General features: G+C 59.2%; 13 protein-coding genes. 3 read left to right on the top strand and 10 right to left on the bottom strand.

Annotated elements, in window-relative coordinates; translation table 11 throughout:
• Positions 1 to 60 precede the first annotated feature (60 nt).
• The 7 genes from VNL17_08350 to VNL17_08320 form a co-directional block, all read right to left on the bottom strand.
• Positions 61 to 579: a ferritin gene (locus VNL17_08350; GenBank protein ID HXI84085.1), complete on the bottom strand. Its 519-nt coding sequence runs from the start codon at positions 577 to 579 to the stop codon at positions 61 to 63.
• 45 nt (positions 580 to 624) lie between these two features.
• Complete coding sequence (locus tag VNL17_08345; GenBank protein HXI84084.1) at positions 625 to 996, bottom strand: hypothetical protein; 372 nt, start codon at positions 994 to 996, stop codon at positions 625 to 627.
• Positions 997 to 1,119: 123 nt separating this feature from the next.
• A complete protein-coding gene (locus VNL17_08340; GenBank protein HXI84083.1) occupies positions 1,120 to 2,070 on the bottom strand; it encodes an alpha/beta fold hydrolase in 951 nt (316 codons plus the stop codon).
• Between the two features lie 8 nt (positions 2,071 to 2,078).
• The gene (gene trpD / locus VNL17_08335; GenBank protein HXI84082.1) at positions 2,079 to 3,149 is read right to left on the bottom strand and encodes an anthranilate phosphoribosyltransferase; all 1,071 of its coding nucleotides are present in this window, start codon (positions 3,147 to 3,149) and stop codon (positions 2,079 to 2,081) included.
• Positions 3,150 to 4,373: 1,224 nt separating this feature from the next.
• The gene (gene rpmA / locus VNL17_08330) at positions 4,374 to 4,640 is read right to left on the bottom strand and encodes a 50S ribosomal protein L27 (protein ID HXI84081.1); all 267 of its coding nucleotides are present in this window, start codon (positions 4,638 to 4,640) and stop codon (positions 4,374 to 4,376) included.
• 26 nt (positions 4,641 to 4,666) lie between these two features.
• On the bottom strand, positions 4,667 to 4,981 hold the full coding sequence (gene rplU / locus VNL17_08325) for a 50S ribosomal protein L21 (GenBank protein HXI84080.1): 315 nt from the start codon (positions 4,979 to 4,981) through the stop codon (positions 4,667 to 4,669).
• A gap of 90 nt (positions 4,982 to 5,071) precedes the next feature.
• Complete coding sequence (locus VNL17_08320) at positions 5,072 to 5,761, bottom strand: hypothetical protein (GenBank protein HXI84079.1); 690 nt, start codon at positions 5,759 to 5,761, stop codon at positions 5,072 to 5,074.
• 139 nt (positions 5,762 to 5,900) lie between these two features.
• Between VNL17_08320 and VNL17_08315 the strand changes: the two genes are divergently transcribed.
• On the top strand, positions 5,901 to 7,172 hold the full coding sequence (locus VNL17_08315; GenBank protein ID HXI84078.1) for a glycosyltransferase family 4 protein: 1,272 nt from the start codon (positions 5,901 to 5,903) through the stop codon (positions 7,170 to 7,172).
• Here the strand turns inward: VNL17_08315 and VNL17_08310 are convergent.
• Both VNL17_08310 and VNL17_08305 read right to left on the bottom strand, forming a co-directional pair.
• Positions 7,116 to 8,318, bottom strand: coding sequence for a glycosyltransferase family 4 protein (locus tag VNL17_08310; GenBank protein HXI84077.1), 1,203 nt, complete (start codon positions 8,316 to 8,318; stop codon positions 7,116 to 7,118). The genes VNL17_08315 and VNL17_08310 overlap by 57 nt on opposite strands.
• Positions 8,309 to 9,082 carry an HAD family hydrolase gene (locus tag VNL17_08305; GenBank protein HXI84076.1) on the bottom strand — a complete coding sequence of 258 codons (774 nt, stop codon included), beginning with the start codon at positions 9,080 to 9,082 and terminating at the stop codon, positions 8,309 to 8,311. Before VNL17_08305 ends, VNL17_08310 begins: the two co-directional genes overlap by 10 nt.
• 99 nt (positions 9,083 to 9,181) lie before the next feature.
• On the opposite strand from VNL17_08305, the gene VNL17_08300 reads away from it, so the two are divergent.
• Positions 9,182 to 10,399, top strand: a complete 1,218-nt coding sequence (locus tag VNL17_08300; GenBank protein HXI84075.1) for a glycosyl transferase — start codon at positions 9,182 to 9,184, stop codon at positions 10,397 to 10,399.
• 28 nt (positions 10,400 to 10,427) lie between these two features.
• Here the strand turns inward: VNL17_08300 and VNL17_08295 are convergent, their stop codons facing one another.
• Positions 10,428 to 11,060, bottom strand: coding sequence for an Lrp/AsnC family transcriptional regulator (locus tag VNL17_08295; protein ID HXI84074.1), 633 nt, complete (start codon positions 11,058 to 11,060; stop codon positions 10,428 to 10,430).
• Positions 11,061 to 11,204: 144 nt separating this feature from the next.
• Between VNL17_08295 and gltB the strand changes: the two genes are divergently transcribed.
• Entirely contained in the window at positions 11,205 to 15,803 is a 4,599-nt protein-coding gene (gltB, locus tag VNL17_08290) for a glutamate synthase large subunit (protein HXI84073.1), read from the top strand.
• Positions 15,804 to 15,810: the final 7 nt, after the last annotated feature.

Below are 15,810 nucleotides of genomic sequence, written 5' to 3'. Positions count from 1 at the left end.
CCGACAAATCAGCCATCCTCTCTGCCCATTGCCACATCAGCCGCGTGGCGGCCGACCAGTTCAGGAAAGATTTTCTTCCGGCGCCGACTTCCCGCCGGACTTTCGGGCAAGGTATTCCTCCACGCGCAGCAAACCATCCTGGCCGGCGCGGCGGATCACCTTGAGCAGGTTGTCCATCGATGAAACCTCTTCGAGCTGTTCCTTGACGAACCACTGCAGGAAGTTGTCCGTGGTGTAATTGACTTCCTTCTTGGCCAGATCGACCAGCTTGTGAATCTGGTTGGTCACCTCGACCTCCCAGTCGAGCGACAATTTCACGGCCTCCTCCGCCGACGCGAACTTGCCCTTCGGCGCCTTGACGGCAGGAATGACGACTTCGCCGTCGGTCTCGACAACGAACTTCACAAACCGCATCGCATGATCGCGTTCTTCCTTGGCCTGCTCGTAGAAGTGCGCCGCCAACTGCGGCAGTGCCTCCAAGTCGAAGTGCGCGGCAATCGCCACATACTGCAGCGAAGCGCCAAATTCATTGCCAATTTGCTGGTTAATGGCGTCGTTGATCTTCTTACTGATGAGCATAGTACCCTTAGGATGCTGCGACCGATGGCTGAATGCAATTCTATTCTAGAACTGCCGCGGGGGCAGGTCCGGCCTCGGGGCATGGGGATCGGGAACATACATCTTGTTCTTGGCAAGAACCATGGCCTGTCGCGCGTGGATCATGGCGAACTCGCCAAAATCCTCGCGCTGTCCAATCTGATACAGTTTGATCGCTTCCAGCACAGCCCCCTGCCCAACTTCATGGAGCGACTGGGGGCTCACTTGTCTCTCCGCGATCTCGCTCGCCTGGACGCGCAATAATGGATCCATGATCCGCAGAATCTCCTCGCGCGCGCCGCGTCCAAAGATTCTCCGGGCCTTCTTGACCAGGCGAACATCGACATCGCCGTCTGCGGCCTTGCTCTCACGCAATACTTGGTAGTCTATGCGAATCATGGATTTTTGCTTCTCAGTGCCCATACTGTAGCAATTCAAATGCCTGCTCCTGTGTAAAAGTACAGTAAAAATTTGCTCTTGGTCAGGAGGGTGCGTTCGTCAAGAAATACCCGACAAACGCGATCAATTCTCACCCTGCATCTTCTGCGCTATCCAGCCAACTGTGCGTTCCATCACCGGCATCGACATCAGCACGCTGATATGCCCATGCCGCGGCCGCCACAACTCCGTACCACTCCACGCGCGGTGAAGGTCCTCCACCGTTCCAATCGGGGCGAACAAATCGTGTTCCGAACCGATGAGCAGGATATTGTTGTGCGCAACTTTCGGTTGATGATTCGTCAAATTCAACCGGTCGAGTCTTACTCGTGCGCCACCGAGACTGCGGCGAATGGGTGCGCAGAAATCCAGCTCCGCAATCACGCGGTCCATCCGCGATACCGGCGACATCAGCACCGCGCAGTCAATGCGCGCGTCCTCGCAGGTCAGTAGCCCGCTCAACCATGCGCCGAGCGAAATGCCCCACAGGCCGATCCGCGGACAGCCCTGTTCCTCCAGCCACGCGATCAGCGCCCGCGCATCCGCCAGGGATTGATGGGCCGCCTGCACCACGTGCACCAGGTCGCCCGAGAGAAAGTTGTGGATCGCTTTTTTGCCGCGCGGCTTCCGGCGGGTATGGTACGGCAACGCGAACATCGCCACGTTCACACCCTGCTTCACCAACCGCCGCGCCAGGTGCGGGAACAGGACGTGATAGCCCGCTTGCATGTTCCAACCATGAAGCAGAATGACCACCGGCTTGTCCTGCCACCGTTTGCCCGTTGTGAAAAGCCGGCCATGCACCGTGTTGTTCCGCTTCGAGGGTGAAACTACCGATGAAGTAAACTGAAACGCGCGCTTGGTGGTAAATCGCAAGTCGTGCGGAGCCACAACGGAATCGCCGAAGAAATCAGGGTCCTCTAACAGCGATTCAACCTGCGCCACTTGTCCGACCGCGCCCACACCACGATGCACGCTCAACCGCGCGAGTTGAATCGAACACCAGTCCAGAGGTTTTGCCAGGGCTGCTCGCACAATTAAACTTACTCTCGATTGCTCGCTTCCACAAATCGCTCCAGCTTCTCCAGCGCGGTGCCGCTGTCGATCAATTCCACCGCCGCGTTCCATCCGCTCGCAAAGTCGGTCACCTTTTCGGCAACCACCAGCGCCGCCGCCGCGTTCAACAGCACGATGTCGCGCCGCGCCCCGCGGTCCTTGCCGCCCAGCACTTCCCGTACAATGCCCGCATTCACTGTCGCGTCGCCGCCGACCAATTCTCCCGGCTTCACCGTCACACCGCGCCACGAAGTGTGCGGCACTCGGAAATCGCGCTCGGTCTGCTCGATGCGTCCCGCCCACAACTCCGCCATCGTATTGACCCCCATGGTGGACAACTCATCGAGCCCGTCGCCATGCACGACCAGCGCGTGTTTCACTTCGAGCAGGCGCAGCACCTCCGCGAACTTGCCCACCAGTCCGCGATCGAATACGCCGACCAGTTGATGTGTTGGGTGAGCTGGATTGACCAACGGCCCGAGAATATTGAAGACGCTTCGCTGCTTGCGCTCGGCCAGCTTGCGCCGCACCGGCGCGATGGACTTGAATGCAGGATGATAATGCGGCGCGAAGAAAAACGTCACGCCAGTAGCTTCCAGGCAATGCCGCGCTACCTCGGGTGACAGTTCGATCTTCGCGCCCAGCGCCGTCAAGACATCCGCGCTGCCGCACTTGCTGGTGATCGCCCGGTTGCCATGTTTCGCCACCGCCACGCCCGCTGCCGCCACAACGAAAATCGCACACGTGGAAACATTGAAGGTGTGCGACATGTCCGCGCCTGTCCCCACCACGTCCAATACCACCCCGCCGAATTTCGCGGGATCAATCTGCGGATCAACCGCGCGCGAACGCAGTTCGAGCGCAAACGCCGCGATCTCCCCGGCCGTCTCGCCCTTGCGCGCCAACGCCGTAAGAAAGTCCGCCTTCGCGTCCTCAGGGACCGCCTCGTCCAGCAACGCCCGCATCGCAAGTGACACGTCCTCACGCGAAAGCTCCGCGCCCGCCGTCGCCTTCTCGGTCAATTTGTCCAACGCCGCCATAAGCTGAAAGTTTATCATAACCCTTTTAGGAGGGCCATGCGGAGCCTGTCCTGAGCGAAGCCGAAGGATCGTAGCCGTCTGCTGAGACACCTAAAACCACCAATTTTTTACCTGTAACGCTGCAAAAAGGCACTCAAAACACCCCTTAAGCCGAGTCGGACGAGACGCCGCTGTCGTGTGCGGCAATTGGGTTCGTTTTCGAAAACGAACCCAAATATTTTGGCCGATTTTTTATACTACAATCCACTGCGGCTAAGATAGATAGCCGTTGTTCTTCATGCGAAAAAATTGGGTTCGTTTCGCAGAAACGTATATTGGTCCCGAAGCTCGGCCTTCGAAGCGTCCTCGCGAAGTAGGCTCGCACCGTAGCCAGAGCGAAGGCGGATCCCCCTTGGAGTGCTGCGACTCGTCTCAGCTTTGCCGTTCTGTCCGCCGCTCGCCATCAGCTTCAATTCATAATCCACGCGCTGACTATACCCATCCCGGCACACTGCGTCCAGTAAAATTATCGATTTGCGATAGACCGCTCCTCCAGATGGGGTCATACGAAGTGCGACCTTTAAGATACTGATGGAACGCAGCGAGTGCTACACGTTACGTCAAGGTGTGATGATGAGACCTGATTTCTCGCCAAGAAGCGCCAAGCCAACGGCCATTCACCGAGTTCCCGATAACAACGCGCCCTTCAGATCTTCAGCGTGAAAAGACTTACATATGAATTCATAACACGGGCCATCGTCAAAGTAGACCATGAGATGGCAAAGCCCGCCGCTTTGAGCCCCGCGCCGGCTGAGTCGTGTGGATATTTCGCTCAGACAATCAGTTTCCCCGAGGTCAACTACTTGACCGTAAGCGTCCACCATTTCGCCCGTGCATGACAAATGGTACGTAACCCGATACGTCTCTATGCCAGCGAAAAACATCCTATATCCGTGCTCCCCTCGCTTGTCAAAGAGGCAGCTCACGACGCAAGTACGGTGATTGAGCTCCTCAATCTGGTCGTCTGCGCGCCGATGTCGGGTCTGGAATCTTCCACAATGTCTTTGTCACAGCCATTGGGATCAGGCCTCAACATCAGACAATTCGGGTGTCATTTCGTTCGTAGCTCCTCATCACATCGTACGCCGTTGCCTAATCCAGTCAAGATCACGGTTGTTCCGCCACGGAAGCGTCTCGCCAAAGCCCGAAAAGCAAAAGGAGCAGACCCACAGGTCCGCTCCTTCGCTCTCAAAATGAATTACCCTACGACTTGCTGGCGGGTGCGGCGACGGGGTCGATGTTGACGCGGCGACTCTGCTTGTCGAAGCGGACCTGGCCATCGATCAAGGCGAACAGGGTCCAATCGCGACCGATGCCGACATTCGTGCCGGCGACAAAGCGGGCGCCACGCTGGCGGATGATGATGCTGCCGGCGGTGACGGTCTCACCGCCAAATCGTTTCACGCCAAGACGTTTGCTGACGCTATCGCGGCCGTTTCTTGAACTTCCTTGACCTTTTTTATGTGCCATGACTGGTTACTCCTGAACGGCCACTACTATACAATAATCTCTTTGATTTTCAAAACGGTGTGGTGCGCGCGGATGCCGCGTTTGCGATGGTAACCTTCGCGGCGGCGGAACTTGAAGGCGATGACCTTCTTGCCCTTCTTGTCCTCGTCGATGACCTCGGCGGTCACGCGCGCGCCTTTGATATTAGGCTTGCCGACCTGAATTTTCTCGCCGTCAGCCACCAACAAAACGTCCTCCAACGCGATTTCCTTGCCCTTTTCGCCGTCGAGGAGTTCGACCTCCAAAACGTCGCCGGGCTGGACGCGATACTGCTTGGCACCTGTTCGAATAACTGCGTACATGAATGTGTCCTTTTCCTCTTGGGAAGGGGCGAAAAACATAACGGAAGCCCGCGCCTCCGTCAACGATTATCTTCCCGCCCGACTTGTTGCCTATTTCATTGGCTGCGTCTGCGGCACGGGCTGGGCCTGGATCTGCGCCGGTGCTTGCGGCTGTGCCACATCCGACTGCAACTGATCGATGGTGTCCTTCGCCGCATCGATAATATCCTGATCGGGGTCGGTCAGCATTCCCTGCAGGATCTGGATCGCGCGCTTGTCCTCCGTGTCCCCCATCGCGTCGATTCCCTGGAGTCGCACGTCTTTCGGCTGGTCGCCGCGGACCGCCGTGCTGAGGATCGCCAGTTTCTTCTCGTTCTGTCCCTCGATGTCCAGCAGCGAGTTGACCAGCTCGACCTTCAGCTCCTTGTCCTTCTCATTGAGAAACAGGCGACCGATGGTGTCGACGGTATCCGGGGACTCGACCGAACTGAGGTTGTAGATGATCACGACGCGCTTCTGGAAATCCGATGTGTTCTGGTAATCGGCCTCGTATTGCTTGAGTTCGGCGGCGGCCTCCGCCGGTGAGTCCTCCTGCGGAACGACAGCCGCGGACGGAGCCGTTGTTGTAACGCTCCCGGCCGGCTGCGCGGACGGCAGGTTTGTCGGCGCCGGGAACTCGATCTTTTTGGTTGTGACGGCCTTGGGTGGGGGCGCGTCCTCGGCCGCCGGTTTCGAACATCCCGCCAGGCCCAACATCGCCAGGGCGAGTGTGCATGCGACGATTATCTGCAGACGTTTCATGTTGCGTGGTTCCCTTTCAAAGTTCGTGGCGAGAGCATACCTGCACGACGCGCCAGCGTCCAGTCTCCGTTACAACCACCCTTTCGCCGATTCATGACCTTGACTCAAACACCGCAATTGCGCAAGAGTAGCTGTGTCGATGAATATTGGGTTCATCTCCACGCGGCTGGCCGGCACCGATGGCGTGACGCTTGAAACCATCAAGTGGGCGCGCATCTGCCGCGATCTCGGCCACAGCACCTTTTTCTGCGCGGGGCAACTCGATCCCAAGATCATCCCTGGCGTCCTGCTGCCCGAGGCCCATTTCACGCATCCCGAAATCGTCGCCCTCCACCAGAAATGCTTTGGCGTCCACACCCGCCTGGGGGAAACAACCGAGCAACTCCACGAGTTGCGTGGGCGCATCAAAACCGGCCTCGCCGGGTTCGTGAAGAAATTCGCGATCGACTTGCTCGTGCCGCAAAACGTGCTGACGATCCCCATGAACCTGCCGCTCGGCATGGCGCTGACCGAGTTCATCGCCGAGACCGGCATCCACGCCATCGCCCACCATCACGATTTCTACTGGGAACGCCAGCGCTTCATGATCAACGCGGTGCAGGACATCCTCGACGCCGCCTTTCCGCCAAGCTTGCCGAGTATCAAGCACGTGGTCATCAATACTCCCGCGCGCCGCGAACTCGCCCAGCGCAAAGGCATTGCCGCCTCGCTGATCCCCAACGTGTTTGATTTCGACACCGAACCGCCGGCGATGGACGAGTACGCCCGCGACTTGCGCGAACAAATCGGGCTGAAACCCGACGACATCCTCATTCTCCAACCAACACGCCTCGTCTCGCGCAAGGGCGTCGAGCACGCCATCGAGTTGGTGCGCCGCCTGAAGGAACCGCGCGCCAAGTTGGTCGTCTCACACAGCGCGGGCGACGAGGGGCTGGCCTATTACAATTGGCTGCGCGAGCTCGCCCAGTCCGAAGGCGTGGACATTCGCTTTATGGCCAACCGCTTCAGCGAGACGCGCAGCTTCGATGAAAAGGGCCAAAAGATCTACACGCTCTGGGACATTTATCCGCACGCCGATATCGTCACCTACCCGAGCATCTACGAAGGCTTCGGCAACGCCTTCCTCGAAGCGATCTATTTTCGCAAGCCGATCGTGGTCAACCGTTACTCGGTCTACATGCTCGATATCGAGCCGCTCGGGTTCGAGACGGTTACGATGGATGGCTACGTCACCGATGACGTGGTCGAGAAAGTCCGCCACGTGCTCAACGATCCCGAGCTCCGCAAGCAAATGGCCGACCGCAATTTCACCATCGCCCGGCAGCATTTCTCACTCACCGTCTTGAAGCGCCGGTTACACAACCTGATCGAAAGCGCCGAGCACACCCCCCCGGGGGAATTTCCGCAATAGCTTCTCGTACCGCCGCGCGTACGCCCGCAGCGAATACTCTTTCAGCACGATCTTCCGATTGTCCTCGATAAGCTTGCGGGGTGGCCGGGCCAAGAAGTCCGCCAGGCGACGGACCGCCTCGTTGTCAAACGTCCGGTAAAAATGGCCCATCTTCATTCCCGCCGTGACAAAGTCCCGGGTGACCTCGGGTATATCGCGGCCCACCACCGACCTATGGCACAGCCAGCCTTCGACAAACGTATAACCGAACCCTTCGACCTCGGACGTCGTGAGGACCGCGTGCGCCAGGTGAAACAGCGGCTGTGAATTGTCCAGGGCCGCGCCAAAGCCGATCACCACGGGCAGCCGTTCCCGCCGGATCTTCTTCTTGAGCCGCTCGCTGTAATCGCGGTCCCTCGCGGAGGACGCATCAAGCGAGATGACGAGTTGGTATTGCTCCAGTCGTTTCACCAACTCCACGGCCTCGGCATTGTTCTTCCGAACCATCACCTTCATCGGCGAAAGCAGCAGCTTCTTTCGCGGGTCGAAAAGGAATCGATGCGCGTGGGCAAACGCGGCAAGCTGCGCCCGCACGGATTGCAACTCGGCGCGGGATGGTGCTGGTTGGGTGAAGAACTCCTCATCCACCGGGTTCGGTAGGACGTGAATTTTCCCCGCCGGCACCCCGTGCGTCGCGAGTTTCGCCGCATCGTGCGTGGTCAGCGTCGCCCAAATCATGTTCGGCGCGTCGTAATAGCACAGTGTGCGCTGGAAGGCGTCATCACGCTTGCCGGCGCAGTTGCGCAGCGCGCTCAGTTGCGCTGGCCGATCGTCCTCAGGAAAGTCGTGGACCTGATTGATGATCTTGATCCGGCGTTGCTCCGCAAGCAGCTTTACCGCATACGTCAGCCGCGGGTGCTTGCCAAGTCCGACATTGTGAGTGTGCAGAACGTCGACACCTCGAAGGCGTTTCGCAATACGCTCTGCCAGTCGGCTTGATTCCGCGACGAACACGGCCCGGCTGCGCGCCGGATGTTCGTCGTAACCGAAATCCGCAAGGATCTGGACTTCGAATTTCCCCGCCAGGGCGCGTTGCGCGTTGCGGATAACGGTCGCCACGCCGCCGGGTCGCAGGTGGTAGTGCAGGATCGCGATCTTCACAGCCATTCCAAAAGCTGCGCGAGGTTGTGAATCACCAGGTCGGGCTTCGTTGTGGATTCAGGGATGGCTTCTGGCGCAAAGAGAACGGTCTTGAACCCGATATGCTGGGCGGGCGCAATGTCGTTGGCGGGTGAATTGCCCACGAAGACGCAGTCGTCGGGCATGATGTTCTCCCGTGTCAACGCTTCAACTGCGCGCCGAAAAATGGCCGGGTCCGGCTTGGCAATGCCGAGGTCAAACGAGAAAAAGACGAGCAGCGGGTCGAAGATGGATTCGTACGTGCAAATGGCGCACGCGCTTTCGTCGCGGAACAGGAAGGACAACTCAATCGGCGTGTAGAACTGCGCGTTGGAGATGATCCCGTGGCGAAAACCCCGCTTCTTGAGCGTGGTCAACACGTCAAAGGCGTGCGGTTGGAGTTGCGCCGGGTTGGCCTGCCGCTGAAAAAATAGCGCGACCTCGCGCGCAAAATTGATCGTGGGCGGGTCCTCAGGTCGAAACTTCTCCAGTAATTTGAACCAGATTTCGTCGATGCGCACTTCGGGATGCGCAACGCCTTGCGCCGCGCGCGCCTCGCGTTCGGCCCGGATGCCGCGCAGGAAGAGGTCATGCAGGCGTTCCGGGGCAACGTCGAGGCCAAAATTCTTGACGGTGCGCTCAAACACTGTGCGCAATTCGGCCTCGCGTTGCACCAGGGAGTCGAGATTCCCGCGTTGCGCCGTGACCAGCGTGCCGTAGACGTCCCAAAAAATGACCTTCGCGTCGCTCATATAAACAAACGGACGGACAAGAAAATAAATTGCTTCACACCGTCGACCCCGCGTAATCTTACAATCAGGTCAGGCGGGTGCGAAGCACTTTATGAAGCCATGAGCGACTTTCATCAAAGCGGCGTCATCAGCACGTTCCATCGTCTCGGCAAGTACGATCTCGAGGCGATCGAAGCAACGCTGGCGGAATACACCGGGCGACGGCCCATCGCGCTGGTGCTGCCCTGTCTCTACAGCGAATTGGAAGGCCCGGCCCTCAGGAATATCCTGGGACATCTGCGGGGTGTCCGTTACATCCGCCAGGTCGTCGTGGGGCTCGACCGCGCGGACCAGCGCCAGTTCGATCAAGCGCGCCGCTTTTTCTCCACCCTGCCGCAAGAAGTGAAAATCCTCTGGCGCGACGGGCCGCGCCTGCGCAAGCTGATGAAATTGATGGTCAAGAACGACCTTTCCATCGGCGGTCCGGGCAAAGGCAGTAACATGTGGTTGTCGTCGGGCTTCGTGCTGGCCGACGAACAGTGCAAGATCATCGCGCTCCACGATTGCGACATCCGCACCTACGACCGCGAACTCCTCGCGCGGCTGGTGTTCCCGCTCGCGAGTCCGAACATGGACTATGAATTCTGCAAGGGCTTCTACGCCCGTGTCTCGGACCGCTTCTACGGTCGCGTCACGCGGCTGCTGGTCACGCCGCTGATTCGCGCCCTGCAGAAAGTCCTCGGGCGCGAGGTGCCGCTCCTGGTATTCCTCGACAGCTTCCGCTACCCGCTCTCGGGCGAGTTCTCGATGCTCGCCGACCTCGCGCGCATCAACCGCATTCCCGGTGATTGGGGATTGGAGATGGGCGTGCTCTGCGAGGTGTTCCGCAACTGCACGGCCAAACGAATCTGCCAGGTCGATTTGTGCGATACCTACGAACACAAACACCAGATCCTCTCCGCGGATGACGAGCGCAAGGGACTCATGAAAATGAGTGCTGACATCGCGAAATCCGTCTTCCGCAACCTGGCAACGGAAGGGCTCGTGCTCTCCGATGCGCTCTTCAAGACGCTGACCATTCGCTACCTGCGCGTGGCGCAGGATGCGGTGAAACAGTACGAGGACGACGCCGCGATCAACGGCCTTCCCTTCGACCGTCATCAGGAAATGCTGGCGGTGCGCGCGTTCACGAACGCGCTCCGTCTCGCCGCGGATGAATATCTCCGCGACCCGCTCGGCATTCCCCTGATCTCAAATTGGAACCGAGTGACCTCCGCCATTCCCGATTTCTTCGAGATGCTGAAGGAAGCCGTAGACCAGGACTGCAACGGGAAGTGACCTGCTGGAAGAGGAAGCGATGGCAACCCTAGCCCACGAAGATGGCGTCGTCAGTCCAATCAGCGCGCAGCACGCCGTTGTGCATGTTCACCAAGGGCACGTAATTATGGAACACGCGGATCGGGCTGAGGAGGCGCAACGTGGAGATTTCCTCAATCGAGTCTGGCCCATGGTTCTTGCGCAGCGAGGGCACGATCTTCCCCTGGACGTTCTCAATGATATCCGCGTCGTCTTTCCCCTCGATGATCATCACCAGCGCCACGCGTCCGTCCATTTCCGCGATGTGCGATTCGTAAATAAGGTCGGTGAATACCGAGCGCACGTTCGGCTCGCTCTTGATTTCGTCCACGATCTGTTTCACAGTGATACCGATGCGGAATTTAATGATATACAGGTGCCGGGCGCTGAAGGTGCCGGTGCCCGTCTCCTGCATGTCGATCGCTGCGAAATAGTTGAGCAGCCCTTCGTCTTCGAGGCGCTGGCGCTTCCGTCGCACAGTCGGCGTCGGCACGCCGGTAACTCGACTAATGTAGTTATTGCTCTGGCGCGGGTCGCGGATTAGGGCCTTGATAATGGCTCGCTCTTGGTCGTCGATGGTACGCAATGTAGCCTCCGCGTCGATAGTTCTGGAAAGCTGAAGATTTCGCTTGTTTTCGTTCATAGTTTTGCTACTTTTCGATTGGAATTCAACACAAAAGTGGCGTTTGTGAGTAATTTCATACAGTAATTACAGCGAGGGAAACCCCGAAATGTGGCTCAGAAGTTCACAAGGTACGAAGTGTAGTCATCGCACGGAGGCCGCGCCATGACGCCTTACGGTTGGCCCGAGAAACAAGGGCTGTACGACCCGCAGTTTGAACACGATTCCTGCGGCGTCGGTTTTGTCGTGAACATCAAGGGCCAGAAGTCTCACGACATCGTTCGTAACGCGCTCACGATCCTGATGAATCTGGCGCACCGCGGCGCATGTGGCTGCGAGGCCAACTCGGGCGATGGTGCGGGCATTCTGCTGCAGACCCCGCACGAGTTCCTCCAGAAAGTCTGCGCCCAGGATAAGATCGCCCTGCCCACATACGGCGAATACGGCGTCGGCATGGTGTACCTGCCTCCCGATACTGCCGCGCGTTACAAGTGCGAGAAGCTTTTTGAGGAAATCGTCGAAAACGAAGGGCATCGCCTGCTGGGTTGGCGCACGGTCCCGACTACCAACACGACGCTCGGCGAAACGGCGCGCGCTTCGGAACCCATCGTTCGCCAGGTGTTCATCGCGCGTGATCCAAAAATCAAAGACGACATGGCGTTCGAGCGCAAATTGTACGTCGTCCGCAAGCTGGCCGAACGGGGTATTCGCTACGCCGGCATCAAAGGCGGCAATCGCTTCTACATTTCGAGCCTGTCCTACAAGACGATCATCTACAAGGGTATGCTCATGCCCGAGCAGGTGGACCCGTTCTTTCCCGACCTGCGTGACCCCGCCTTTGCCTCCGCGCTGGCGCTGGTGCACTCGCGGTTCAGCACGAACACGTTCCCGAGCTGGGAACGGGCGCACCCGTATCGCTACGTCGCGCACAATGGCGAGATCAATACCCTCCGCGGCAACATCAATTGGATGCACGCCCGCGAGTCGTTGTTGAAGTCCGATCTTTTCGGCGACGACATGAAGAAGCTGCTGCCGATCATCAATGAAGACGGCAGCGACTCGGCCATGTTTGACAACTGCCTCGAATTCCTCGTGCTCGGCGGCCGCTCGCTGCCGCACGCGATGATGATGATGATTCCCGAACCGTGGTCGGGCCACGAGAGCATGAGCGACGAGAAGAAGGCGTTCTACGAATATCACGGTTGCCTGATCGAACCGTGGGACGGCCCGGCCTCCATTGCGTTTACCGACGGCGTGCAGATCGGCGCCGTCCTCGACCGTAACGGACTGCGCCCGTCGCGCTATTACGTGACGAAGGACGACCAGGTCATCATGGCGTCGGAGGTTGGGGTGCTCGACATTCCGCCGGAACGTGTCCTACAAAAAGGTCGGCTCCAGCCGGGCCGCATGTTCCTCGTCGATACGAAGCTCGGCCGCATCGTTGCAGACGAGGAACTCAAGCAGAAGATCGCCACGGAGCGACCGTATCGCCTGTGGCTTCAGCAGGGCCTGGTAGATCTCGAAGACCTGCCCAAGCCGGCTCACGTGCATCAGCCCGACCATGCGACCGTGCTCCTGCGGCAACAAGCGTTCGGATACACCTTCGAAGACTTGCGCATCATCCTGGCGCCCATGGCCAAGGACGCCGTCCAGCCGCTCGGCTCGATGGGCACCGACACGCCGTTGGCGGTGCTCTCGAACAAGCCGCAGTTGCTCTACAACTATTTCAAGCAGTTGTTCGCGCAGGTCACCAACCCGCCCATCGACTGCATCCGCGAGGAACTCATCACCTCGACATTCACCACGATTGGTCCGGAGGGCAACCTGCTCGATCCGCAGCCGGAAAACTGCCGCCAGATCCAACTCAAAGGCCCCGTTCTCAGCAATGAGGAGTTCGAGCGTCTCCGCCACATCAACCATCCCGGCTTCAAATCCATCACCTTGCCGACTCTCTTCAAGGTGGATGAAGGTGGCAAGGGGCTGGAGAAGGCGCTCGATCAACTGTTCCGCAAGGCAAGCAAGGCGATCAAGGAAGACCACAACATCCTTATTCTGTCCGACCGCGGCGTCGACCACGAGAACGCAGCGATCCCCGCATTGCTCGCCGTCGCGGGCATGCATCATCATCTCATCCGCAAGGGCACGCGCACCCGCGTGGCGCTCGTCCTCGAATCCGGCGAACCGCGCGAGGTGCATCACTTCGCGCTCCTGATCGGTTATGGGGCGGGTGCGATCAACCCCTACCTCGCGTTTGAGACACTCGACGACATGATTCGCCAGGGTATCGTCAAGGACATAGACCAGAAGAAAGCGGTCAAGAATTACCTCAAGGCCGTCACCAAGAGCGTCGTCAAGACGATGGCCAAGATGGGCATCTCGACCATCCAGAGCTATTGTGGCGCGCAGATCTTTGAGGCCATTGGTCTCAATCACTCGGTTGTCGACAAGTATTTCACGGGAACAGCCTCGCAGGTCGAAGGCGTCGGCATCGACATACTCGCCGAGGAAGTTCGCCTGCGCCACCGTCATGCGTTCCCCGATCGAATCGTCAACGGCGCGACACTGGATCCCGGCGGCCAATACCAATGGCGCAGCGATGGTGAGAGCCACTTGTTCAATCCCGGGACAATTTCACGGTTGCAACTTTCCACGCGCACGAACAACTACAAGGTCTTTCAGGAATATTCGGACCTGGTCAACAATCAGTCGCGCAGCCTCTGCACCTTGCGCGGGTTGTTCGATCTCAAATTCTCTCCGGAACCTATTCCGCTGGAAGATGTTGAATCGGTGGACTCCATCGTCAAGAGATTCAAGACCGGCGCAATGAGTTACGGTTCCATCAGCAAGGAAGCCCACGAAGCCCTGGCCATCGCGATGAACCGCATCGGCGGCAAGAGCAATACCGGCGAAGGCGGCGAGGACCCCGATCGCTACCAGCCCATGCCCAACGGCGACAGCAAGAATTCCGCGATCAAACAGGTGGCCAGCGGTCGTTTCGGCGTGACGAGCTATTACCTTACACAAGCGCGGGAACTTCAAATCAAGATGGCACAGGGCGCAAAACCTGGCGAGGGCGGCGAGCTGCCCGGCGCGAAAGTTTATCCCTGGATCGCAAAGGTGCGCCATTCCACGCCGGGTGTGGGCCTCATTTCACCGCCGCCACACCACGACATCTATTCGATTGAGGACCTGGCGGAACTCATCCACGACCTCAAGAATTCGAACGAGCATGCCCGCATCAGCGTCAAGCTCGTCAGCGAAATCGGCGTCGGCACCGTCGCGGCGGGCGTCGCGAAGGCGCACGCTGACGTTATTCTCATCAGCGGCCATGACGGCGGCACAGGGGCTTCGCCGCTTTCGAGCATAAAGCACGCGGGCACGCCGTGGGAACTGGGCCTCGCCGAGACCCAGCAAACGCTCGTGCTCAACAATCTCCGCAGCCGCGTCTATGTCGAAGCCGATGGCCAGCTCAAGACCGGACGGGATGTGGTAATCGCCGCGTTGCTGGGCGCCGAGGAATTCGGGTTCGCCACGGCGCCCCTGGTCACGCTCGGCTGCATCATGATGCGCGTGTGCCACCTCAACACCTGCCCGGTTGGCGTGGCCACCCAGGACCCGCAGTTGCGCGCGAAATTTACCGGCGACCCGCAGTCGGTTGTCAACTTCATGCGCTTCATCGCGCAGGAAGTCCGCGAATTGATGGCGCAGCTCGGGTTCCGCACGATCGTCGAGATGGTCGGACACGTTGACCGTCTCGACGTGAAGAAGGCGCTCGACCACTACAAGGCACGCGGACTGGATTTCTCCAAGGTATTTCACCAACCGGACATGCCTGCTGACGTGGGCCGCTCCCGCCAGATCGGCCAGGATCATGGTTTGGAACACTCCCTTGACAAGCAGTTGCTGCTGAAAGTTTGCGAACCGGCGCTGGCGCGACGCGAGCAGGTCCGCGCAACATTACCGATCAGCAACACGAACCGGGTCGTCGGAACAATTACAGGCAGCGAACTCACGCGGCGTTTCGGGCCGGAAGGCCTGCCCGATGACACCATCAAGCTGCACTTCAAAGGCAGCGCGGGCCAGAGCTTCGGCGCGTTCATGCCCAGGGGCATGACGCTGACGCTCCAGGGCGATGCCAACGACTACGTGGGCAAGGGACTCAGCGGCGGCAAGATCATCGTCTATCCGCCCGTGGGTTCCACGTTCGTGCCCGAGGAGAACATCATTATCGGCAACGTCGCGCTTTACGGCGCTACGGGTGGCGAGGTATACATTCGCGGCATGGCTGGCGAACGATTTGGAGTCCGTAACAGCGGGGTGCGCGCCGTCGTCGAAGCCGTCGGCGATCATGGCTGCGAGTATATGACCGCCGGGCGCGTGGTCGTACTCGGCCTGACTGGCCGAAATTTCGCGGCAGGCATGAGCGGTGGTGTCGCCTACGTCCTCGATGTGGTCGGTGATTTTCCGCAGCGTTGCAACCCGGCGATGGTCGGGTTGGAGAAACTGGAAGATCCCGAGGAAATCCAGGAAGTACGGGCGATGATCCAGCGGCACGCGGAATACACTGGCAGCGAGCGGGCGCGCAACATCCTGAAACTTTGGGACGATATGGCCCCGAAGTTCGTGAAGGTCATGCCGAAGGACTACAAGCGCGTTATCGAGGCCACGAAGCGGGTGAAAGCCGCTGGCCTCAGCGGCGAAGAGGCGGTCATGGCTGCCTTCGAAGAAAACGCCCATAGCCTGGCGCGCGTCGGCGGGAACTGATTTGCAA

Source organism: Verrucomicrobiia bacterium, from assembly GCA_035577545.1.
Lineage (GTDB): Bacteria > Verrucomicrobiota > Verrucomicrobiia > Palsa-1439 > Palsa-1439 > Palsa-1439.
Note: the sequence above shows the minus strand (reverse complement) of the source record. Positions and strands in the feature narration are given on the sequence as shown.

Excerpts from the sequence above, each read along its gene's own strand:
- VNL17_08350 (HXI84085.1), bottom strand. The coding sequence starts at position 579 with ATGCTCATCAGTAAGAAGATCAACGACGCCATTAACCAGCAAATTGGC.
- VNL17_08345 (HXI84084.1), bottom strand. The coding sequence starts at position 996 with ATGATTCGCATAGACTACCAAGTATTGCGTGAGAGCAAGGCCGCAGAC.
- trpD (HXI84082.1), bottom strand. The coding sequence starts at position 3,149 with ATGATAAACTTTCAGCTTATGGCGGCGTTGGACAAATTGACCGAGAAG.
- VNL17_08295 (HXI84074.1), bottom strand. The coding sequence starts at position 11,060 with ATGAACGAAAACAAGCGAAATCTTCAGCTTTCCAGAACTATCGACGCG.
- VNL17_08305 (HXI84076.1), bottom strand. The coding sequence starts at position 9,082 with ATGAGCGACGCGAAGGTCATTTTTTGGGACGTCTACGGCACGCTGGTC.
- VNL17_08300 (HXI84075.1), top strand. The coding sequence starts at position 9,182 with ATGAGCGACTTTCATCAAAGCGGCGTCATCAGCACGTTCCATCGTCTC.
- rpmA (HXI84081.1), bottom strand. The coding sequence starts at position 4,640 with ATGGCACATAAAAAAGGTCAAGGAAGTTCAAGAAACGGCCGCGATAGC.
- rplU (HXI84080.1), bottom strand. The coding sequence starts at position 4,981 with ATGTACGCAGTTATTCGAACAGGTGCCAAGCAGTATCGCGTCCAGCCC.
- gltB (HXI84073.1), top strand. The coding sequence starts at position 11,205 with ATGACGCCTTACGGTTGGCCCGAGAAACAAGGGCTGTACGACCCGCAG.
- VNL17_08315 (HXI84078.1), top strand. The coding sequence starts at position 5,901 with ATGAATATTGGGTTCATCTCCACGCGGCTGGCCGGCACCGATGGCGTG.
- VNL17_08320 (HXI84079.1), bottom strand. The coding sequence starts at position 5,761 with ATGAAACGTCTGCAGATAATCGTCGCATGCACACTCGCCCTGGCGATG.
- VNL17_08310 (HXI84077.1), bottom strand. The coding sequence starts at position 8,318 with ATGGCTGTGAAGATCGCGATCCTGCACTACCACCTGCGACCCGGCGGC.